Origin of the sequence: Fodinibius sp. Rm-B-1B1-1, assembly GCF_038594945.1 — a bacterium.
Taxonomy (GTDB): Bacteria; Bacteroidota; Rhodothermia; order Balneolales; family Balneolaceae; genus Fodinibius; species Fodinibius alkaliphilus.
In genome coordinates this window covers 621,948-642,903 of the sequence record NZ_JBCFYD010000001.1, presented here as the reverse complement: position 1 = coordinate 642,903, position 20,956 = coordinate 621,948, and the positions used below count along the sequence as shown (strand labels likewise).

General features: G+C 41.8%; 20 protein-coding genes. 13 read left to right on the top strand and 7 right to left on the bottom strand.

What is annotated here, in order from left to right:
• Positions 1–2 precede the first annotated feature (2 nt).
• Positions 3–446: a SufE family protein gene (locus AAFH98_RS02940; protein ID WP_342521177.1), complete on the top strand. Its 444-nt coding sequence runs from the start codon at positions 3–5 to the stop codon at positions 444–446.
• A gap of 104 nt (positions 447–550) precedes the next feature.
• A complete protein-coding gene (locus AAFH98_RS02935; RefSeq protein ID WP_342521176.1) occupies positions 551–2,386 on the top strand; it encodes an ATP-binding protein in 1,836 nt (611 codons plus the stop codon).
• Between the two features lies 1 nt (position 2,387).
• Here the strand turns inward: AAFH98_RS02935 and AAFH98_RS02930 are convergent, their stop codons facing one another.
• Together AAFH98_RS02930 and AAFH98_RS02925 are read right to left on the bottom strand one after the other, a co-directional pair.
• Complete coding sequence (locus AAFH98_RS02930; protein WP_342521175.1) at positions 2,388–2,597, bottom strand: dodecin; 210 nt, start codon at positions 2,595–2,597, stop codon at positions 2,388–2,390.
• A gap of 114 nt (positions 2,598–2,711) precedes the next feature.
• Entirely contained in the window at positions 2,712–2,921 is a 210-nt protein-coding gene (locus AAFH98_RS02925; protein ID WP_095605246.1) for a cold-shock protein, read from the bottom strand.
• Positions 2,922–3,111: 190 nt separating this feature from the next.
• On the opposite strand from AAFH98_RS02925, the gene AAFH98_RS02920 reads away from it, so the two are divergent.
• The 3 genes from AAFH98_RS02920 (at position 3,112) to AAFH98_RS02910 (ending at position 5,788) form a co-directional block, all read left to right on the top strand.
• Entirely contained in the window at positions 3,112–3,990 is an 879-nt protein-coding gene (locus tag AAFH98_RS02920; RefSeq protein WP_342521174.1) for a nucleotide excision repair endonuclease, read from the top strand.
• A gap of 245 nt (positions 3,991–4,235) precedes the next feature.
• Complete coding sequence (locus AAFH98_RS02915; protein WP_342521173.1) at positions 4,236–4,688, top strand: RrF2 family transcriptional regulator; 453 nt, start codon at positions 4,236–4,238, stop codon at positions 4,686–4,688.
• 98 nt (positions 4,689–4,786) lie between these two features.
• Positions 4,787–5,788 (top strand): lipoate--protein ligase, encoded by a 1,002-nt coding sequence (locus AAFH98_RS02910; protein WP_342521172.1) that lies wholly within the window; start codon positions 4,787–4,789, stop codon positions 5,786–5,788.
• Positions 5,789–5,846: 58 nt separating this feature from the next.
• On the opposite strand, the gene AAFH98_RS02905 is transcribed toward AAFH98_RS02910, so the two are convergent.
• The gene (locus tag AAFH98_RS02905) at positions 5,847–6,929 is read right to left on the bottom strand and encodes a 3-oxoacyl-ACP synthase III family protein (RefSeq protein ID WP_342521171.1); all 1,083 of its coding nucleotides are present in this window, start codon (positions 6,927–6,929) and stop codon (positions 5,847–5,849) included.
• Between the two features lie 302 nt (positions 6,930–7,231).
• On the opposite strand from AAFH98_RS02905, the gene AAFH98_RS02900 reads away from it, so the two are divergent.
• The 6 genes from AAFH98_RS02900 (at position 7,232) to AAFH98_RS02875 (ending at position 16,064) form a co-directional block, all read left to right on the top strand.
• Complete coding sequence (locus AAFH98_RS02900) at positions 7,232–8,515, top strand: acetyl-CoA hydrolase/transferase family protein (RefSeq protein WP_342521170.1); 1,284 nt, start codon at positions 7,232–7,234, stop codon at positions 8,513–8,515.
• 183 nt (positions 8,516–8,698) lie between these two features.
• Positions 8,699–11,434, top strand: coding sequence for an Npt1/Npt2 family nucleotide transporter (locus AAFH98_RS02895; protein ID WP_342521169.1), 2,736 nt, complete (start codon positions 8,699–8,701; stop codon positions 11,432–11,434).
• Positions 11,434–12,708 (top strand): BamA/TamA family outer membrane protein, encoded by a 1,275-nt coding sequence (locus AAFH98_RS02890; protein WP_342521168.1) that lies wholly within the window; start codon positions 11,434–11,436, stop codon positions 12,706–12,708. Before AAFH98_RS02895 ends, AAFH98_RS02890 begins: the two co-directional genes overlap by 1 nt.
• Positions 12,709–12,712: 4 nt before the next feature.
• Complete coding sequence (locus tag AAFH98_RS02885; RefSeq protein ID WP_342521167.1) at positions 12,713–14,389, top strand: hypothetical protein; 1,677 nt, start codon at positions 12,713–12,715, stop codon at positions 14,387–14,389.
• 12 nt (positions 14,390–14,401) lie between these two features.
• On the top strand, positions 14,402–15,556 hold the full coding sequence (locus tag AAFH98_RS02880; protein ID WP_342521166.1) for a metallophosphoesterase: 1,155 nt from the start codon (positions 14,402–14,404) through the stop codon (positions 15,554–15,556).
• 22 nt (positions 15,557–15,578) lie between these two features.
• Positions 15,579–16,064 carry a GbsR/MarR family transcriptional regulator gene (locus AAFH98_RS02875; protein ID WP_342521165.1) on the top strand — a complete coding sequence of 162 codons (486 nt, stop codon included), beginning with the start codon at positions 15,579–15,581 and terminating at the stop codon, positions 16,062–16,064.
• 7 nt (positions 16,065–16,071) lie between these two features.
• On the opposite strand, the gene lexA is transcribed toward AAFH98_RS02875, so the two are convergent.
• Positions 16,072–16,719 (bottom strand): transcriptional repressor LexA, encoded by a 648-nt coding sequence (lexA, locus tag AAFH98_RS02870; RefSeq protein ID WP_342521164.1) that lies wholly within the window; start codon positions 16,717–16,719, stop codon positions 16,072–16,074.
• A 261-nt stretch (positions 16,720–16,980) separates the two neighbouring features.
• Here lexA and AAFH98_RS02865 point away from each other — a divergent pair, with 261 nt between their 5' ends.
• Positions 16,981–18,129: a sensor histidine kinase gene (locus AAFH98_RS02865; protein ID WP_342521163.1), complete on the top strand. Its 1,149-nt coding sequence runs from the start codon at positions 16,981–16,983 to the stop codon at positions 18,127–18,129.
• 121 nt (positions 18,130–18,250) lie between these two features.
• Positions 18,251–19,189 carry an NADP-dependent oxidoreductase gene (locus AAFH98_RS02860; protein ID WP_342521162.1) on the top strand — a complete coding sequence of 313 codons (939 nt, stop codon included), beginning with the start codon at positions 18,251–18,253 and terminating at the stop codon, positions 19,187–19,189.
• Between the two features lie 107 nt (positions 19,190–19,296).
• Here the strand turns inward: AAFH98_RS02860 and AAFH98_RS02855 are convergent, their stop codons facing one another.
• From AAFH98_RS02855 to AAFH98_RS02845, 3 genes are all read right to left on the bottom strand, one after another.
• Positions 19,297–19,662, bottom strand: a complete 366-nt coding sequence (locus AAFH98_RS02855) for a DoxX family protein (protein WP_342521161.1) — start codon at positions 19,660–19,662, stop codon at positions 19,297–19,299.
• Between the two features lie 45 nt (positions 19,663–19,707).
• A complete protein-coding gene (locus AAFH98_RS02850) occupies positions 19,708–20,202 on the bottom strand; it encodes a VOC family protein (RefSeq protein ID WP_342521160.1) in 495 nt (164 codons plus the stop codon).
• 150 nt (positions 20,203–20,352) lie between these two features.
• Positions 20,353–20,946: a YceI family protein gene (locus tag AAFH98_RS02845; RefSeq protein WP_342521159.1), complete on the bottom strand. Its 594-nt coding sequence runs from the start codon at positions 20,944–20,946 to the stop codon at positions 20,353–20,355.
• Positions 20,947–20,956 lie beyond the last annotated feature (10 nt).

The following is a 20,956-nucleotide window of genomic DNA, read 5'->3' as shown; positions in this document are numbered from 1 at the left end:
TTATGGCCGATATCCACGAAGTTCAGCAAAAAATTATTGATGAATTCCAAGCATTAAGTGATTGGACAGAGCGATATAAGCATATCATTAAGCAGGGCCGTAACCTTGATCCGTTGGATGAAGAGCATAAAATAGAGGATAATCTTGTTCGGGGTTGTCAATCTCAAGTATGGCTGCATACCTATTTGGAAGATGGAAACGTGATTTTTGAAGCGGACAGCGATGCGGCTATTACCAAAGGGTTAGTGGCGCTGATGGTTCGTTTTTATTCAGGGCAACCACCCGAAACGATCATCAATACCGATCCGGTTTTTATCAAAAAAATTGGCATGGAGCAACACTTGTCTCCAACTCGGTCAAATGGATTGGCTTCAATGGTTAAGCAGATGAAAATTTATGCGATGGCTTATAAGACAAAAATGAAAAAGAAACAAGCCGAAGCGTAAAGTGCTGTTTTTATTAGTGAGTTTTAATATCATTATACGCCTATTTTCTTTTAATTAAGTGATACATGTTGGCTTGTGATCACAAATAATAGCTATTACACCAAATGTATTCACTTACAGGTTTAAAAAAACTCGCTTTTGCAAAAGATCTGGTTCAAAACAGAATAGAACAGATCAATAAAACAGGCATTATTGTGTTACACAATGTGTCGTTTTCGCTTGCTGCTGCTGGTCTTTTATTTCTGGTTGCCTTCTTCCTGAATGAATCCATTTCGCTGTCTTGGTTTTTTGCCAGTATTAGTATGGCCTTCATGCTGATTCCCCTGTTAGCGAGAAAGGGATATGAAAACACCTCCAAGTTTTTGCTCTTGGCCTATATTAATATCAGTATTTTGATATTGAGCTCGGTTTTTGGCAAAGAGATGTTCATCCAGGCTTTTTACCTTCCAGCTTGTGGACTGGCGATCCTGTTATTTGATAAAGAACACCAGACGTTGCGAAATATCGGCATTGGTATGGCTGTAGCTTGCTACCTGATTCTCGACTATGTGATTTTTGATCGGATCTTCCTGACGGCTGATGAAGGGGTAATTATAAAGTGGAGCATTTTGGGAGCGGCGTTTATCACAACGTGGATGACGTTCAACAAGTTTTCGGAATCGAAAGAGTTGGCCGAAGAAGAGACAAAGAAATTACTGAAAAAAACGCAGTCTCTGAATAAAGAACTTGTAGAAAAGAAAGAACAGCTCGAAGCTAATGTCCAAGAACTGGAAGAAGCAAAAGCGAAGGTTGAAGAGGGATCAAAAGCGAAGTCCGAGTTTTTATCCACGATGAGTCACGAAATTCGCACGCCAATGAATGCTATTATTGGGATGACGAATTTGCTCGTGAAAGATAACCCGCGAGAAGATCAATTAGAACAGCTCGAAATTTTAGATTTTTCTGCCAAAACGCTTCTTTCACTCATTAATGACGTTCTCGATTTCTCAAAAATAGAGTCGGGACGTATCGAGTTTGAGTCAGTACCATTTAACTTGGAGCATTTGCTAAATGGGGTATTAGAGAGCTTCCGGTTTACGGCAGAAAAGAAGGATGTGTCGTTGTACCTGGATTTGGATGAAAATATTCCGAAAACTATTGTAGGAGATCCCAATCGGTTAACTCAAATTTTGAATAATCTTGTTAGCAATGCGGTAAAATTTACCGAAGAGGGCAGTGTTGGGTTAGTCGTATCACTTGAGGAACATAAGGGAGAGGATCTTACCATTCAGCTTGCAATTGTTGATACGGGTATTGGAATATCAGAAGAAAAGCAGGAAGCAATTTTTGATAGTTTTACCCAGGAAAAACGTGAAACGTCACGGGTATTTGGTGGAACGGGATTAGGGCTGACCATCAGCAAAAAGCTTATAGAGCTGCAGGGGGGCGTTATAGATTTGAATAGTGAAAAGGGACAAGGTAGTACGTTTTGGGTGACTATGCCTTTTAAAAAAGAAGAAGCAACCGAAGAAAAAAGTGCACATCAGACTATTGATAACAATATGTCGAATTCACTAAGTGGTGCTACGGTAATGGTTGTTGAGGATAATGCCATAAATCAAAAAGTAATGATACGCTTTTTGGAAAAATGGGATATCGAAGTAGTCCTTGCTGAAAATGGTGTTGAGGCTGTTCAGAAAATGGAAGAGAATTCGGCTATCAATATGGTGCTAATGGATTTACAAATGCCGGAGATGGATGGCTACGAGGCTACGCGTAACATCCGACAGCTCAAAAGTAAATATAAGGCTGATGTGCCAATAGTAGCTCTCACGGCTGCAGCCTTAAAAGAGGTTAAAGAAAAAGTATTTGCTTCGGGTATGAACGACTATCTAACCAAGCCCTTTAATCCGCCAGAACTTCAGAAAAAGCTGGAGTATTACATTTTGGACAAGCAGTAGATCATTCTTTGAGGGTAAAGCCCACTTTTATTACCGCCTGCCATTGTGCAACATGTCCGTTTTCGATACTGCCGCGCGTTTCGATAACTTCGAACCAACGCATATCGTCTACTGTTTTCGAAGCTTTTTGTATTGCATTCTCTATAGCTACTTCGAAAGATTCGTCAGAAGTACCAGTTAGCTCTATCTTTTTATAGGTATGATTTTCCATAATGAATTAGTTTTGTGGTCATTCCCTACTCTGTTTTATAAAGATATCATAAAAATAAAAAAGCGCCACCCTTGAAAGTGACGCTTCTAAATAATGATATAAGAAATTTGATCCTTAGAGTGGGATCACCTCTTGCGCTTGTAGGCCTTTTTCGCCTTCAGCAACAGTGAATTCCACCTCTTGGCCTTCTTCTAATTTTTTATAGCCTTCCATTTCAATTTCACTGAAATGCACGAAAATGTCTTCGCCTTCTTCTCTGGTTATGAATCCATAACCTTTGCCGTTATGAAACCATTTAACAGTTCCTACTTCACGTTCTGCCATGATAAATCTCCGAAAATTTTTACTTCTTGTGCTACTTAAATGTTTAATAACGCCTTGCTAACGCAATAAACGGCGCTTAAGAGCCTAAGTATAGTATATTTTTTGTGGATTACCTACTATATGTAAAATTTTGTCATCAAATTTTGACTATTTTAATTGAAACACTTTTAAAAAGGAGTATTTGTTTTAAATGTCGGATCAGAAGCGGTTGTTTGAGCACTATAATCCTCTCGAAGATAGAGTAGGTAAGTCGTTTTTTGAAGGGCTTCCTAAAGACCCTGGGGTGTATAAGATGTTCGGTCGTCAAAAGCAGCTGCTTTATGTGGGAAAGGCAAAAAATATTAGAAATAGATTGTTTACCTATCGACGTGCTAAAATGGAAACGACATCCCGGAAAATGATCCGTTTAATTCGGATGACGCATGGGATCGATATTGAGATTTGCGAGACTGAAAAGGAAGCACTTTTACTCGAAAACAAGTTGATTCGTACCCATCGGCCGGAATTTAATCACGCTAAAAAACAGCCCGATACTTATTATTTTATAGGCATTAATCGAAAAAAAGAGGTACTACAATTTAGTTTGCAGATGCACCATCCCAAATCGGATTTTATATATGGAGCTTTTAAAGGACACCGCCTGGTACGAAAAGCGATGGGCAGTATTCTTCGACTTTTATATATGCTCGAAAATAATATTGAATCTGTTTTTGAGTTGCCTCTCCAGTTAACAAAAAAGCTAACTCCTATGGAGTATGAGCTACAGTTCAAGCAGAAAGATACTGTCATTACCGACCTATGGCCGTGCCTTCACAACTTTTTATTGGGCATTGATATGAGTTTTATAGAACAATTGACAAGATATGTTACAGACCGTGATTTGCTGAATTCCTTCGTAGGCTCAATGATATTGGATGATCTGGATAGCTTAAAGTGGTTTTTTGAGCGTTGCTCCTCGCGAAACTATCAAATTAGTGATCAGCTTGGTTTAGGGACTCCATTAATCCCACAAGAGAAGTTAGATGATTATATCATTGAGTGGGTTTTTGCCCGAAAAGATGCAATGTAGTATAATGTTTATTGTATTTCATTATCACTGATAGCTAATTGCCTCCCCAAGCACAGCAGAATATATCTTATCTTGGGTAAGCTGTTTTTGGCTTTTAATAAACTATTTTGGTGCTAATGTTAAATTGTTTTTAATGGCTGTGGTGATTTTGTTTAGTGTTATTAGAGTAAATTAGGTGTAGAAACAATTTGGACTGATCGCTACTAAAAGGAAATAATTAAATACCCTTCACAATCAAATAATTTATGTTACTGTCAAGTGCTTGTGTTTATGGATTGCGAGCCAGTGTATATTTGGCGGCTGTTTCTGGTGGTGCTTATATCTCTATTAAGGAAATTAGTAGTGATTTAGACATATCCCATCACTTTTTAACAAAAGTGCTTCAGCAGCTTACCAAAGCTGATCTCATGGAATCAAGAAAGGGACCTAAAGGAGGAATACGTCTGGCTCATTCTCCAGGAGATCTGACTCTGCTGGAAATTGTAGCTGCTATTGATGGGATGGATGTGCTAACAGAATGTGCGTTGGGTTTGCCAGGTTGTGGGTCAGAGAAACCGTGTCCTATTCATGAAAAGTGGGTTGATACGCGGGAAGCCATCCAAAAAATGTTGACGGATACATCACTGCAAGAGTTGGTAACAGATGGTAAGGATGGTAATTTACGCATTACCGCTGATGGAAAGTTCCGCTGGGATTAATATTGTAGCTGGTATTTCTTCTGTAGTCTTCATATTCCTTTCAAAATATTGGGCTACTATGAGAGCCGAAAAAATGCTCACGTTATTATATTCTTGTTATGATCTTTATCCACAACGAAGGGAATACCGATCCGCATATTAACTTGGCGCTCGAAGAATATGCGCTCCGTAATTTTAATTATGATCACGATTACCTTCTCTTCTATATTAATGAGCCGTCTATTATTATTGGGCGTAATCAAAATACGTTAGAGGAGATTAATCACGAATATGTTGAGGAGCATGGTATTCATGTAGTGCGCCGTATTTCTGGGGGTGGAGCGGTGTATCATGATACGGGAAATCTGAACTTTAGCTTCATTACGGATTACGATAAGAAGAGGCTCAATAACTTTAAAAAATTCACAGAGCCTATTGTTCGCGTGCTCAAAAAAATGGGGGTTGATGCTGAGTTAAGTGGACGTAATGATCTTCAGGTCGCTGGACGTAAGATATCAGGTAATGCCCAGTTTTCGAGTGTAGATCGTATGTTCAGCCATGGTACGCTCCTTTTTGATAGTAATTTGGATGAGGTTACGAATGCCCTGGATGTAAAGATGAGTAAGATTGAGTCGAAGGGGCATAAATCTGTTCGAAGTCGTGTGGCAAATATTAGTGAGTTCCTGGATAAGCCCATGGATACGACGACATTCCGCAAAAAATTGCTGGATGGTTTGTATGAAGATCGGGATGAATTCGAAACATACCATCTTACGGAAGAGGAATGGAAGAAAGTACATGAACTTAAGAATGAGAAATACGGCCAATGGGATTGGAATTTTGGCAAGTCGCCCAAGTTTAATATTCAGCGAACCCATCGATTTGATGCCGGAGAAATAGACCTTCGACTGGATGTGGAAGAAGGACATATCGATAATATAAAGATCTACGGAGATTTCTTTGGCAAGGAGCCTGTAGAACAGCTTGAGGATTACCTGCAGGGAACGCGCTATGCCCGTGAGGAAATCCAAAATCTAATTGAGCCTATTAATATAGAGCAGTATTTCGGGGCGGTGCCGAAGTCCGACTTTATTGAATTACTCTATGGTTCGGATGAGTGATTTGAAATAGTGTGACTTGCTCCCAAAGTTCCGAAAACTTATCATTGAAGTTGTCAGCCTAAGGGGCTTTGTAAACCACAGCGTTGATATTCATCCCCGCACCAACAGATGCTAAAATGATGGTATCGCCGGAACCTATGTGATGATTATCCATTTGTCCACGGAGAATAAGATCAAGCATGGTGGGTACCGTGGCGACTGAGGTATTGCCGAGCCACGAAATTGTCATGGGCATAATATTTTCTGATATATTCTCTTTTTCATACAACTTCCCCAGTCGTTTTAAAATAGCTGCGTCCATCTTAGCATTTGCCTGATGAATAAGCACTTTATCTACGTCATCAAATTTGAGTCCAGCTTTGTTCAGGCCCATCTTAACGAGATCTGGTACATGAGTTAGCGCATATTGATAGAGCTTTCGTCCGTCCATATGCATGTAAAGAGGGGCATCGGCCGATGTGGAATCAAAAGGTGGTTCCATCCGCAAAAAGTAGGCTTCTTCCTTAGCATCGGTTCGGGCAGCATGACTCAAAATGCCGATATTATCATCTGTTTCTCGAGCTTCTAAAATAGTAGCTCCCGCCCCATCGGCATAAATCATACTGTCTCGGTCATTGGGGTCACAAATGCGCGAAAGGGTCTCGGTGCCGATAACCAGGCAGTTCGAGGCGTCTCCACTTTGCAGGTAATAGTTTGATTGGATGATTCCCTGTGTCCAACCCGGACATCCAAAAGGAAGATCATAAGCTACGCAGTTTGGGTTCTTTATCTTCAGACTTTGTTTCACACGCGAAGCAAGACTTGGCACCATATCGGTGACGGGGTTGTCGGCACGGACATCGCCAAAGTTGTGAGCTACAATAATGTAGTCAAGCTCTTCGCGATTAAGGCCAGCATCATCAAGGGCTTTTTCTCCTGCAATTGCTCCCATGTCGGAAGCCAGCATATCGTCAGCGGCATAGCGCCGTTCTTTAATACCGGTAATTTCTTCAAACTTCTGAATGATTTCCTCGTTCGTTTTGTCAAAAGGAGAACCATCGGCATTTAAAAACGTGCGATCCAGAAAGTCAGCGTTTGTAACTTTTTTTGATGGAATATAAGATCCGGTGCCAGTTACAACAGAGCGGAAGGTATAAGCCATAATACTTTAGAATAGATAAGTAGTTAATATGTTGTTGTATTATTGAACTCGCATGGTGCTGATAATTTTGTTGAACTGCAACAAAGAAAACAAGTATCAGGATACTTTTGAGCTAAGAGAATGAATTACGTACAAATTTATCTTTTATTTATTTCCATCACAACATAATCCAATGTTAATGTGATGCATTTAACTATTTCTCATAAACTAAACTGATTTTTTATCAAAGGATTTTAGTTGTTATGCTATACCCCCGAACCGTCAGCTGAATCGAAACCTGTTAACGTTTAATATTTTTGTTTATGTCCTATCAAGACAAATTTACCACTGCTGAAGAAGCAGTAGAACTCATCAATTCAGGAGATCGTGTTTTTATTCATAGTGTAGCTGCGGCTCCGCAACCGCTGATTAATGCAATGACGGCCCGCGCTCCTGAACTCGAGGATATTAACATTGTACATTTGCATACAGAGGGAAAAGCGCCTTATGTGAAACCAGAATATAGTGATACGTTTCATACTGATGCACTATTTGTAGGAGCAAATGTTCGGAAGGCAGTTAATGAAGGGAGCGCTGATTATCTGCCCATTTTTTTAAGTGAAGTGCCCGGATTATTTCGTCAAAACATTATGCCGATTGATATAGCGCTTGTCCAAGTTTCACCGCCCGACAAGCACGGGTATTGCTCGTTGGGAGTTTCGGTTGATGCTACTCGTGCTGCGTTGCAAGAGGCCAAGCGAGCCATTGCGTTAATTAATCCTAATATGCCACGAACACACGGCGATGGGATTTTTCACGTCAGTCGATTTAATGCGTTGGTAAAATCGGATGAGCCGTTGCACGAGATTAATATTCCTGAACCCAATGAAATCGAAAAGAAAATTGGCCAAAATTGTGCGGATCTTGTAGAAAATGGTGCTACTCTGCAAATGGGTATTGGGGCTATTCCTAATGCTGTACTGGATGCACTTGATGGACATAAAGATCTTGGTATCCATACCGAGATGTTTTCGGATGGCGTGATGGACTTGGTAGAGAAAGGAGTCATTAATGGAAAGGAAAAAGCAACACATCCCGAAAAAATTGTAGCCAGTTTTGTGATGGGAAGTCAGGCATTATATGATTTTGTGGATGATAATCCCATGATTGCCATGCTTGATGTGGAGTATGTAAATGATACGGCAGTGATCCGTCGAAATCCCAAAGTAACAGCTATTAATAGTGCAGTGGAAGTTGATATTACCGGCCAGGTTTGTGCGGATTCCATTGGAACCTATCATTATTCGGGGGTAGGTGGGCAAATGGATTTTATACGAGGCGCGTCACTCAGTACAGGGGGGAAGCCAATCATTGCTCTGCCATCCACCACAAATAAGGGAGAAAGTAAAATTGTGCCACATCTCAAGCAGGGCGCCGGAGTGGTAACGACAAGGGCGCATGTTCACTATGTAGTTACAGAGTATGGGGCGGCAAACCTTTATGGCAAAAATCTGCGCGACCGAGCGAAAGCGCTCATTAGTATTGCCCATCCCAACCATCGCGAAGCGTTGAATAAAGCCGTTAAAAATCGCTTTAACCATATCTGATAATATCCTAAATACCGTTGCTCAAGTTTTTGTAAAGCCTTACCTGATATACGGGTAGGGCTTTTATTATGCTGATAGGTAATACAAAACAACAGTATAAAGGAATACTATTAACTTTGTTTAGTGTTTTATAAACAAAGTTAATAGCTTTGGTCTTTACGAACTTAGAATTCCATTGTCAGTATGAGTATCGGAAACATCGGGAAGGATTTTAGGGCGCTCTTTACGCTTGAGCCTGAAATTAAAACACAAGCCCTATTAATGTTTGTGTACAATTTTGTACTGCTTAATACGCTGTACTTGCTCAAGCCAGTGCGTGATAGCCTATTTCTTGAGCAAGTGGGTGCATACAACCTACCGTTTGTATTTATGTTAACAGCTATAGCCGTTATTCCTATTTCTATTGGCTATTCACGTCTTTCCAAGCGGCACTCTGTGGGATGGGTCGTGTCAGCTATAACGCTTTTTTTAGCTGCTAATCTTATCGTGATTTGGTTCTTCATAGAAATGAGTAGTGCCTGGCTGTATTACGGTTTCTATATCTGGGTTAGTATTTACAGCGTATTGATCACCTCCCAGTTCTGGTTATTTGCCAATACCATTTTTAACTCAGTGCAATCCAAAAAGATTTTTGGCTTTTTAAGTCTTGGGGCTATTGCAGGGGGCTTCACGGGTGGAGAGCTAACAGCTGTATTCATTAACCAATTGGCATTGCGCCCCGAATCTCTGTTGTTAATCTCTGCTATTACGATGATTGTAACGATCCCAATGGTGTGGGTTATTCTGAAAAATAATAGCAAGAAAGGTGCCTTGGAGATAGACAAAGAGGATTATTCTAAGGTTGATGAATCAGTGTCTGTAAATCCGCTGAAAGAGATCTTGTCACATAATCATTTGCTGTTAATTGTGGCTCTTATCGCAGTTACGGTGATGGTAACAACACTGATTGACTACCAGTTTAAAACGGTGGCCGAGGCTGCTTTTACAACCGAAGCGGCTTTAACCAGTTTTATGGGAAAGTTTTACGGCCGGGTTAGCCTGATAGCGTTGCTCATCCAGTTATTTATAGGGACGATATTCACAAAAAAATATGGCGTTTCCGGTTCTCTGTTATTATTGCCTTTGGCCTTGTTGATTAGCGCCGGGGGTATGTTGCTTATACCGGGATTAGTGGCCGGTACTATGAGTCGTGGCATAGATCAAACGCTCAAGCATTCTATTGACCGTACGGGCCGCGAACTTCTGTTTGTCCCGCTGCCACGAAAGCTCAAAAACAGGGTCAAAGTATTTATTGATCTATTTGTAGATCACGGGGCGCAAGGCATAACGGGAATACTGCTCCTGGGATTGACGTTTGGTCTTAACTTAAATGTTCAGGGCATTTCAGTTGTCGTCATCATATTGTTGGTTGCTTGGGTTGTTATCGCCAAAATGGCGGGCAACTCGTATATTGATGTCTATCGAAATAATCTAAAAAGAAAAATTGGTCGCAAATGGGAAAAGCATAATAAGTCGAAAAGGGTGCCCGAAAAAACATCCGCAGAAACAATAAGGGAACTTCTCAAAAGTGATCACGAAGAGGATATTCTTTGGGCATTCGAAGCGATAATGAGCAAAGATGTACAGGTAAATTCGGATCTGTTGGTAGACCATGTTCATCATCCCGATAGTAAAGTGCGAATAAAACTGTTGGAGATGCTTCGCCGGAAAGGAAGGGGGGATTTTGTAGATGAGGTCATTGAATTGGTGTATGACGATAATCCTGATGTACGAATTGAGGCCCTGCGATATGTATATCAGTTTTATGAAGGAGAGGTCAGGGAAAAGCTTGAGGTAGGATTGCACCACGAAGATGCCCGAATTAGAGCGGTTGCTATAGGATTAATTGCCGAAGATGGAGAGCATAGTGAATATGAATTGATAACGGATGAGTTACTGCGAGAGGCCTTATCATTTGAGGGTGATTATGCTCATGAGCTTCGTAAACAAGCTGCTAAGGTTCTGGGAGTGGTATATAATTATGACCGAGCTCATTTTATTAAGCAGTTGCTCAATAATGAGCACCCATCAGTAGTGAAGCAGGCTATCAAAAGTGCTGGGAAGACGCAGGATCGCCGATTTGTTCATGATTTATTGTTGTTAATGGGAAATGGGATCTATCGCAAAACAGTAGAAAAAGCACTTAAAAAATACGGCAGTCGTATTTACGGAACGATGTACGACCACATGGTTGATAATTATTTGCCCAATTCCACGCGCCGGTATATACCTTGGTTATTTTCCCAAACAGTGACGGAAGATTCTTGGGATATACTAAAAATGAGTTTAAAATTCTGTTCTATTCCTATCCGTCATGGAGTTATTAAAGCCATGGTGCGTATGCGAAAGGAACGGGATGATCTGCGAGTATCTGATGAAATCATTTCTCAAAATGTGATTAGGGAAATCGGTCGATACTCAAAATTGGTAAAAGCACACGAAGTCCATCAGAAGAGCAGAGTTCCCCTTACAGAGAATGCGAATGAGATTCTTGAATACGAGGTAGACCAAACCTTTGAAAATATTTTTCGTCTGCTAAGTCTCAATAATGATATCAATGATATTGAAAATGCTTACAAGGCTATTGTAGGAAATGATGCAAACCTGAAAGCTAATGCTATTGAGTTTATTGAAAACCTTATCTCATGGGATATCCGGAAGGTATTGATTCCAATTTTGGAGGCCTACAATACGGGTCGCATTCCAGATAATAATTTTAATAGTTCGATAAATAGTGCTGAAAAAGCAATGCATTTTTTCCGTGAGATCTGCCATCCAGAGCTTGAAGAAGAGTTGGAGCACAAGGGCTTTTCAAAGATTTCAGTATCTGAAGAGCAACGCCCGGATCATGTAAAAATACCTCTTAGGTCAGAAAGATAATGAGTTTGTTAAGTACATATCATTTGATCAGAGGTAAGGAATGGGCGGTAATTCTTCTGCTGGCTATGGGGTTACTTTATCCGTTAAGTGCTTTTCCGCAATCAACGACGACTTCCAAGGCAGGTGATGAAAATCCCAATAAAGAACCTTATAAAACGGAACGAGGTATTGGCTATCATATTTTGGCATCCCCCTCGTATCTTCTGCATTGGGTTACGCGCCCTGTAGGATATGCTATAAAATATGCCGAGGATGAATATCCCCACTGGTTTGAGGGAAAACGCGGGCCGTATGGCTTCCTGCCACTGATTGAAATTGGAGGAGAGCAGGGCTTTGCTGCGGGAGTATTGCTTTATCACGATCACCTTTTTTTAAAAGATCACCGAGCCCGGGCAGAGATTTTATTTGGCTCACAGGTATATAATGAGTTTGACCTTCAGTATGATATGCCTGTAAAAGGGATACCGGAAGGTATATTGTCCTTGGAGGTAAGGTACGAAAATGATCCCGAACGCGCGTATTATCAAAATAATAATGATGAAGATTTAAGCTATGCCAGTGAATTTGGCAGTATTGATGTACAGTATAACCAGCGATTAAATAGCTGGTTGCACGCTGAGGTAAATCTTGGATATCGAGATCGAACAATTAAAACGAGTACTTATGAAGATGATTTTGATGAGCGGATTCCTTCTTCACTGCTTGGTAACACGCAGCTATTTTCGGTGGGTAGCAACTGGACGTTTAATTACAAGAATGGGCAAAAGCGCACAGTAAGTGGGACGCAGTATGAGGCAGGAGCAAGCTGGACACAGTCAACTACAAACGCCAATCTAAAATTTTTAGAATATCGAGGAGAGGTACACCACTTTTTGCCGGTGCCTATTTTGCCCAAAACACGCCGGGTAGGTGTAAAAGTGCAGTTACGGAAGCAAGAAAATATCGGATCGACCGATATCCCATTTTATGAGTTAGCCTCCCTTGGGGGTACGCGCGATCTGCGAGGCTTCCCAAGTAATCGGTTTCGAGGGCACGGTACGGTATTGGTGACAGCCGAATATCGTTACCCGATCTGGGATTTTATGGATATAGTCGTTTTTACCGATCAGGGGCAGCCGTTCATTGAATACAGCGATATTGCACTAAGTGACTTTCGTTCTTCTTATGGGTTTGGGTTTCATCTGCTTTCGCAACAAGGACTCGCTTTTCGATCAGAATTTGCATTCAGTAACGAAGGTGGGCGATTTATAATTAGTATAACGCCTAATTTTTAGTGTAATGATAAAGAGATCTACCTTATATATTAGTTGGCTTGTGATGTTGGTAGCGGGGGGGGCTATGCAGGGATGTTCAACCACAAAACCGTATGCCGAGAGTGCGATTAAAACCTTTGATCCTGATACGTCCCATATCGAGATGCCGCCGGAACAACCACAATACCAGTATTGGGATCGCATCGATAATACTATTTTCCATCAGCTTGAAAAGCCGTTAAACCTGAACCGGGTTGGACGCTGGTTGGGAATAAGTAACAAGCGTCAGGCCGATAATATCAATAAGTTGGATGAGGTTCCCGAGTCGAGCTGGTACACGTATCGGCATTATCACCAAGAGATGTCGCCAGAAGAGTTGGCAACGGGGCCCAGTACCGAGGCTCCTGATACGGACGGGAAATGGACAATTTTTAAAGCTAAGCTCGAAGGAGCCAATTCTGGATTTTTTATTAAGGATGAAAACGGAAATCGGTATCTCATAAAGTTTGACGGCTACGACTATCCCGAGCTTACCACGGCGGCTGATGCAATATCAACCAAGGTTTTCTACGCTGCGGGCTATACGGTTCCTGAATCCATAATTACTTATTTTGATCCCAATAAAGTGACTATTGGCGAAGGTGTGACAGTAGAAGAAAACGGAAAAAAACGAGTTATGACAATGGACGACTATCGTGAAATTGTTAAAGGTCGTCCCCAAAATGAAGATGGAAAAGTTCGAGCATTGGCCAGTAAATTTGTAGATGGTATTCCCCTTGGGCCGTGGAGTTTCGAAGGAACGCTAAAAGAAGATCCCAACGATCGGGTAGCGCATGAGCATCGGCGTGAGTTACGAGGTATGCGTGTGATTAGTTCGTGGCTTAATGACACCGACCGGCGCGATGCCAACACCATGGCGGTCTATAATGATGAGGGCTATATTGACCATTACGTGCAGGATTTTGGTAACACGTTGGGAGCAAATGGAACGTCTATTCATCAGCCTATTCAGGGGCAGGCTTATTTAATTGATCCCCGTTATATGTTGGTATCCGCATTTTCAATGGGTGGTTATGTAATGCCCTGGGAACAGATTGAGCCGGAAGTCCCGTATCCTGCGGTGGGTTATTTTCGCGCGGATGTATTTAAACCCGGGCGTTGGGTTCCCACGCATCCGCTCCCCCCCTTTGAGAATATGACACTTCGTGATGCGTTTTGGGGAGCTAAACAGGTTATGAGTTTTTCAGATGAAGATATACAAGCCATCGTAGCAACGGGCGAATACTCTAATCCTAAAGCCGAAGAATATGTTGCTCAAATATTGATGGAACGTCGTGATAAAATAGGACGCTACTGGTTTGCGAAGATTAATCCCCTGGATAAGTTTGAGGTCTTCGTAGACGGAGATGAGCTTCGATTCTCTTTTAGGGATTTGAGTGTGGATGGCAAACTTGTTGAGGAGTCGGATCATCAATACGAAATAAAGGTTAGATCAGAGAATCGTTCACTGTCAGTCATTGAAACGTTTAGCGAGCCGAAAATGATTGTAGAGCTCAACGGAGACATTTTTACGGATGATGTATTGCACTTTGACATAACAACGCTTGGTAAAGAGCTTGTCGGGAATAATAAAAGGGTCACCGTGTATATTGAATTGAAAGATGGAAATAGCCGGGTAGTAGGAATTGAACGTGAAGAATAAGAAATCAAAACAATGAAGAAATTATTATCCATATTTATAGTTATGGCTTTTGTTGGTGGATGTGTTTCCACAAAGCCTCCATCGGTGGATGAAGTGCCTGTAGTAGAGCAAAGTAGACAGCCTGATGAAAGTGAACGAATATATTCTGTGTTCTTAGTAGGGGATGCGGGTGATTCTTCACTCGATCCGCTCGAACCAAGTTTAGCTATTCTGCGCGAGCAGCTTCAAGAAGCGGGCGAACAGAGTGCGGTAATCTTTTTAGGGGACAACGTGTATCCACATGGTTTGCCACCAGAAGGTCACCGGAGACGGACAGAATCGGAAATGTTTTTGCAGGCACAGTTTAAAACGGTAGAAAATTATGCGGGACAAGTTGTGTTTTTGGCCGGAAATCACGACTGGAAATCAAGCAGCCGAGAGGGCTTGGAATATCTTCAACGACAAGAACGTTTTGTAGAAGAGTCACTAAATCGAGGTAATGTGTTTCTCCCGGATAATGGGCAACCAGGTCCGGCCGTGGTAAAAGCGGGTAACGAAAAGTTGAACTTATCTATTGTTGTGTTGGATACGCAGTGGTGGTTGCATCCCCATAAAAAACCGGGCGCTGAAACCGATAGTGCTTTTGAGGCATCGAGCAAGCAGGCGATCCAAAAATTGCGTGCAGCAGTGACGGATGAGGAGGTTGATCAGGTGCTGGTAGCAGGGCATCATCCAATATACTCGAATGGAACGAATGGCGGTAAATTTCCGCTAAAAACACATTTAGTTCCACCAGTAGGAGGATCCCTATATGTATTGTATCGCAATCTTGTAGGTACGGCACAGGATATTAGCTCAGGGAATTATGGTAAATTTAAAGCGCAATTAGCGTCCGTTTTTATGGAGCGAGATCCCCTCATTTATGCCTCAGGACATGATCACAACCTGCAATATATTACTTTTGGGGATAAGCGACGTAACCAATATTATATCGTCAGTGGATCAGCATCGGTTAGCAGTTATGTACGAACACCGGAGTCTCCCAACTTTGGTATCCAGCAAAAAGGTTTTGGGGTATTGCATTATTATAAAAACAGTATTTGGGTAGAATTTTGGAATGAAAAGGGTAATCGGCTTTTTGAACAACAAGTGAGTGTTCAGCCGAAGAATATTCCAGTAGCTAAATAATATAAATTTCGAGGTTAGGGTAATGGCAGAATTAGAATTGGATGACAAATTGTACAAGGAAAAGAAAGCGTTTGTAGATGAAGCGAGCCTTATTTTTGAGGAGCAAGGGCATTCTCGTATCAGCGGACAAATTTTGGCTTGGCTGCATGTTTGTAAGCCTGAGGCGCAATCATTCAATGACTTGGTAGAACACTTGAATGTAAGTAAGGCTTCTATCAGTAATATGACACGATTGCTTTTGCAGGCTGGATTTATTGAAAAGGTTCGGATGCCGGGCGAACGGCAGACCTATTTTAAGCTGGTTGATCATGCCTGGTGCAAGGTGATGGAACGACAGATTGAGATTATGAGTGAATTGCGCAATATTTCAGCAAAATATATTGAACTACTGAAAGCTGAGGGAGAGGACGATGTTGGCCGGTTAAGTGAGATGCACGACTTTTATGAGTTTGTTACCGATCATTTTCCCGAATCCATAGAGGCGTACAAAAAGAGTTGTGAAGGCTAAGCCCGCTTTACCCCGTTCGAAATATTAATCCCCAGTTGCCATTCTTTTTCCAGGCCTTTCCCACCAGGGTACCAAATACCTGAACCTCTTCCCATTCGTCAGGAGTAATATGAATGGGGTCGTAGTCCGGATTTTCGGGCTGAAGAACTATACGGTCTTTTTTCTTACGGATGGTTTTTAGGGTGGTTTCTCCATTGTATAAGATAGCTCCAATTTCGCCGTCCCGGGGTTCACGTGGGTCGATAATAATGTAGTCACCATCACTGATATCGGCATCGATCATACTGTCGCCATCTACGATAAGGGCAAAGTAGTGATCTGATTTGGCGGGATGTATTTCGACCGGAAGGTGCCCGAGATTTTCGCTAATAGCTTGATGCATGCCCCCGGCTGCAATACGTCCTTTTACAGGGATGCCGGGATCGATACCCGGTATTTGTTTGCGTTTAGAGGGATGAATGACATATTTACCCCAATCCACTTTCTGCAGATAATTTTTTTGTACCAGGGAGTTAATCTGCTGGGTTACGCTATTGGGAGAGGCGTATCCGAATTCGTCTTGAATATTGGCAAAGGTCGGGAACTGGTCATGATCTTTAATATGATCAATGATGTAGTCCCAAAGTTGTGTCTGTTTTTTAGTCAGTGATCTCATAAGGCAAGAGTATAATAATTTACATATAAAATTACATATATAAATTTTATAGCTAAGGTTTTGGTGTTAACCACGAAGAGAAGGTGGGCAGAGATAAAAAGAGCAGTTCATTAGTGGAGTGATCAACGAGAGATATGGGAGGATAAATTGTTGGCATGTTTGTTGTAGTAACGAAAGTGGTTAAAAGGAATTCACAATTTGTGTGCATTTGATAGTGCGCAAATGAAAAATCCATTCAACAATAAAATTGCTTTAGGAAAAATGAGAAAGATACAACAAGTAATAGGGGAAAAGCTCGACAATACGATTCAGACTTTGCAAAACGATGAGCCAATGACCGAAGAAGTTCGAAAAGAGCTTGTGGAACAACTTGAGACCACAAAAAGTGCTTTCAATAAATTACAAACATGGACTGATCTATCGCAAAAGTTTGCTGATATCGGACTTTGGGAGCATGATATGAAGAATAATGAGCTGATATGGTCAGATGAAACATTTCGAATATGGGGATATGAACCCGACGAAATTGTTCCATCTGATGCTATCTTTACCGAACGTATTCATCCCGAAGACCGTGATAAAGTACGAAAGAAGTTTCAGCAGTCGCTGGAAAATAATTCCGAATACCACACTACATACCGGCTTCTTTTTCCTGATGGAAAGATAAAGTTTGTTGAGGCTCATGCTGTTCATATCCAGGAAGAGGGACAGCCAGTTCTTACCATTGGAACGAATCAAAATATAACAGAGCACGAAATTGAAAAGCAGGAGATCGAAGAAATGCTGGAGTCGAATCAGGTTATTTTGGATGAGATTCACCACCGGGTAAAAAACAATCTTGCTGTGGTAGCGGGTATGTTACAGTTGCAGTGGCTTCAAGAAGATGATCCGGTTGTGACCGAAAAATTGCAGGACAGTGCAACACGCATTAAAACTATTGCAGGGATTCATCAGCATCTGTATCAGTCGGATAATTTTGGCAATATAGCATTAGGAGAAAATCTGGAAAAACTTGCCGAAGATTTAATTGAAACAATGCGGCCAAATGGTCAGATTGAGCTGAAAACACATTGTGATGAAATATATATGGATTTTGAGCGCACTCTACCCTGTTCGCTCATTGTAAATGAACTGGTTACCAATGCACTAAAGTATGCTTTTGAAGATCAGCAGCCGGGAACGATTACTATCGGCTTGGAGAGATTGGGTGACAAGGTAGAATTAGTGGTTAAGGATAATGGGAAAGGACTACCAGAGGATGTTGATGAAAAGAAAAATTCGTTGGGAATGCGGTTGATTAAAACCTTAAGTACTCAGCTTAACGGAGATTACGGATTTGAATCAGATGGAGAGGGAACAACTTTTACGATTACCTTTAGTCAACATGCAGAGTATAGCAAGACGGCATAGGAGGTTTCGGCAAGTACGAATACTAAGTGATATAATCATCTCCGCTTTTGTTGAAACGCGTTTCCAGAAATAGACGTTTTAATAGCCTTAATACAAAATGAAAAGTATTTCGAGGTTATTAATGAACGCATCATATTTTGAAGAATTTGGAGAACTGGATAATATTCAAACGGGAACGCTAAAAACACCCGAGCCGGGAGAAGGAGAAGTACTCGTTCGGGTGGAGGCAGCCGGGGTCAATCCGGTGGATGCAGCTGTTGCTCGTGGTATGTTGAATGAAGTAATTCCTGCCCAATTTCCTGCTATTCCCGGTTGGGATATGGCCGGTGTTGTCGAAGAATGTAGCTATGCCGCGCGACGTTTTGAGGAAGGCGATGAAGTGTATGCTTATGCGCGACGGCCTACTGTTCAACACGGAACGTTTGCTGAGTATGTGGCTATTCCGGAAAGTTATCTTGCGGAACGCCCCCAACAGGTTTCAATGGAAGCGTCTGGAGGGATTCCATTAGTGGGATTAACGGCGTATCAGTCTTTGTTCCAGTTTGGAAACCTTCAAGAAAATGATACCCTGCTGATCTTAGGTGGATCAGGTGGTGTTGGTACGATGGGTATTCAGCTGGCTAAGACGGTTGGAGCGACGGTTATTGGTGTAGCAGGTGAAGATAATCAGGATTACATGAAACAGCTTGGTGCCGACAAGACTATTGATTACAGTGCCGGTGATGTTGGTGAGGTGGTTAATGAGATTGCACCTGATGGCATTGACTTTATTTTTCACTGTTCTCGCGGTGACTCACTGAAACAATCCATAGGGAGCCTAAAAAGTGGCGGACAGTTAATATCGATTACCAACCGAAATCCAGATATTCCTGATGATATTGACTTTCGGTATGTATTTGTTGAGCCTAATGCCAAGCAGTTGAAACATATCCAAGAGTTGACTGATGAGGGCAAAATTAGTGTACCGGTTTCCAAAACCTTTGATCTTAATGAGGTGGATAGTGCGCTGCAAGAAATTGAATCGTTGCATTCCAGAGGAAAAACAGTAATTACGCCCTAAAATAAGTGGCGATTTGATAGAATAAAAAAGGCCGACCGGATTATCCGGCGGCCTTTTTTGTTTGCACATGCTACCTTGAGGGGTAACAATGTTGACAAATAAGAGTGCTAATTCACTTGGTTCAGCTTATATCGACTTACATAAGAAACAGCCAATACACCAAACAAGGCAATGGGGGTAAGAATAGCGGAGAATGGATCGCCAGTTGAGGCATGAGCAATAGCCGCAGAAATCATGTTGATGGTAAAGCCGGCATAAACCCATTCTTTAAGTCGTTTTGCAGTGGGAATAAGCAGAAGGATTACTCCTGCAATTTTTGCAATTCCAAGCTCAATGCGAAAATAATCGGGAAAGCCGAGGTGATCGAAAGTTTGGGCCATATCGGGATTCACAAAATACATGATCCCGCTAAAAAGCATCATGGCACTAAAAATTCCGGTTGTTATCCAATAAAGTATGTTCAGTTTTTTCATTAAGAAAAGATAAATCTAATCGTTAGTTAAGGTTAGTGATTGTTGTTAGTTGTTAAGTTCTTGTAAAAGGTTATCCAGATTTAGGGGCTTTGTTGTCATTTTAACCGAGCCATTCTCATCGAACTCCCACTCTTCTCTGGGGCGGTCTCGATAAAGCTCAACGCCATTACCGTCGGGGTCATCCAGATAGATTGCCTCCGATACGCCGTGATCACTGGCCCCGTTGATGGGGTACTCGTGATCGATAAGTCGTTGTAGTGCTTCGGCCAAATCTTTCCGCGTGGGATAGAGAATGGCGGTATGGTATAATCCCGGACTGCTTTTGGGAGCAGGCGATCCCCCTTTGCTGTGCCAGGTATTTAAGCCAATGTGATGGTGGTATCCACCGGCCGAAAGAAAGGCAGCATTTTCGCCATACATGGTAGTAAGTTCAAAGCCAAGCAGATCACGGTAAAATCCCAATGCCCTATCCAAATCAGAAACTTTTAAATGCACGTGTCCGATGCGTGTCTCGGCCGGCGTAGTATAATCGTTACTCATAATATTTTAGATTCAGTGTCAAGCTAAACTTGTTTCAGCATCTTTAGTAGTGGTAATCCGTTCTGATAGCCATTTTTTGAAGGTGCGCAATATTTGTTGATAATCTACGAGATCCCGAAAAGTCGGGATCTCATGCATCACCAAAAGAGGTTAGTTCTTTTGGATAAACTCACCGTCAGCTTTAATACGTACGTCATTGCTGATCATGGGCGGGGGAAATCCGTTACCAAGATCAAATTCAGACCGATCAATAGTACCTGTAATTTGTATGCCGGCTTTGGGATTACCGTCCGTCATTTCGTTGGCAATAGTACCGCGATGCACCATTGTTACCGTAACTTCGTTGGTAGCTCCGTGTAGACTCAAGTTGCCGGTAAGTTCGTATTTACCATCTGCAACTTTTTTGATATCCGTGCTTTTAAACGTCATGGCAGGATACTTTTCCACATTGAAAAAGTCGGCACTCCGGAGGTGATTGTTGCGCTTTTGAACACGTGTTTCAATCGAAGTGGTTTGTACGGTTAGTTCAACCTCTGCATCGCTGAAATCCTCTTCCGATGCTTTAATAGTGACATCGTAATCCCCAAAATGGCCGGGCACGTCAGCAATACCCAGGTGGGTAACGGTAAAGCCGAGCTTGGAGTGCGCCGGATCTTCAACCCAGGTATCCTGGGCAAAAATGCTGAGGGGCAAAAGAATAATAGATAATGAAAGTATTAGTTTTTTCATCTGTTTGGTATTCATGTTAATCGTG

Excerpts from the sequence above, each read along its gene's own strand:
- AAFH98_RS02895 (WP_342521169.1), top strand. The coding sequence starts at position 8,699 with ATGAGTATCGGAAACATCGGGAAGGATTTTAGGGCGCTCTTTACGCTT.
- AAFH98_RS02860 (WP_342521162.1), top strand. The coding sequence starts at position 18,251 with ATGAACGCATCATATTTTGAAGAATTTGGAGAACTGGATAATATTCAA.
- AAFH98_RS02890 (WP_342521168.1), top strand. The coding sequence starts at position 11,434 with ATGAGTTTGTTAAGTACATATCATTTGATCAGAGGTAAGGAATGGGCG.
- AAFH98_RS02930 (WP_342521175.1), bottom strand. The coding sequence starts at position 2,597 with ATGGAAAATCATACCTATAAAAAGATAGAGCTAACTGGTACTTCTGAC.
- AAFH98_RS02935 (WP_342521176.1), top strand. The coding sequence starts at position 551 with ATGTATTCACTTACAGGTTTAAAAAAACTCGCTTTTGCAAAAGATCTG.
- AAFH98_RS02885 (WP_342521167.1), top strand. The coding sequence starts at position 12,713 with ATGATAAAGAGATCTACCTTATATATTAGTTGGCTTGTGATGTTGGTA.
- AAFH98_RS02855 (WP_342521161.1), bottom strand. The coding sequence starts at position 19,662 with ATGAAAAAACTGAACATACTTTATTGGATAACAACCGGAATTTTTAGT.
- AAFH98_RS02900 (WP_342521170.1), top strand. The coding sequence starts at position 7,232 with ATGTCCTATCAAGACAAATTTACCACTGCTGAAGAAGCAGTAGAACTC.
- AAFH98_RS02940 (WP_342521177.1), top strand. The coding sequence starts at position 3 with ATGGCCGATATCCACGAAGTTCAGCAAAAAATTATTGATGAATTCCAA.
- AAFH98_RS02920 (WP_342521174.1), top strand. The coding sequence starts at position 3,112 with ATGTCGGATCAGAAGCGGTTGTTTGAGCACTATAATCCTCTCGAAGAT.
- AAFH98_RS02850 (WP_342521160.1), bottom strand. The coding sequence starts at position 20,202 with ATGAGTAACGATTATACTACGCCGGCCGAGACACGCATCGGACACGTG.
- AAFH98_RS02925 (WP_095605246.1), bottom strand. The coding sequence starts at position 2,921 with ATGGCAGAACGTGAAGTAGGAACTGTTAAATGGTTTCATAACGGCAAA.
- AAFH98_RS02875 (WP_342521165.1), top strand. The coding sequence starts at position 15,579 with ATGGCAGAATTAGAATTGGATGACAAATTGTACAAGGAAAAGAAAGCG.
- AAFH98_RS02880 (WP_342521166.1), top strand. The coding sequence starts at position 14,402 with ATGAAGAAATTATTATCCATATTTATAGTTATGGCTTTTGTTGGTGGA.
- AAFH98_RS02865 (WP_342521163.1), top strand. The coding sequence starts at position 16,981 with ATGAGAAAGATACAACAAGTAATAGGGGAAAAGCTCGACAATACGATT.
- AAFH98_RS02915 (WP_342521173.1), top strand. The coding sequence starts at position 4,236 with ATGTTACTGTCAAGTGCTTGTGTTTATGGATTGCGAGCCAGTGTATAT.
- AAFH98_RS02905 (WP_342521171.1), bottom strand. The coding sequence starts at position 6,929 with ATGGCTTATACCTTCCGCTCTGTTGTAACTGGCACCGGATCTTATATT.
- AAFH98_RS02910 (WP_342521172.1), top strand. The coding sequence starts at position 4,787 with ATGATCTTTATCCACAACGAAGGGAATACCGATCCGCATATTAACTTG.
- lexA (WP_342521164.1), bottom strand. The coding sequence starts at position 16,719 with ATGAGATCACTGACTAAAAAACAGACACAACTTTGGGACTACATCATT.
- AAFH98_RS02845 (WP_342521159.1), bottom strand. The coding sequence starts at position 20,946 with ATGAATACCAAACAGATGAAAAAACTAATACTTTCATTATCTATTATT.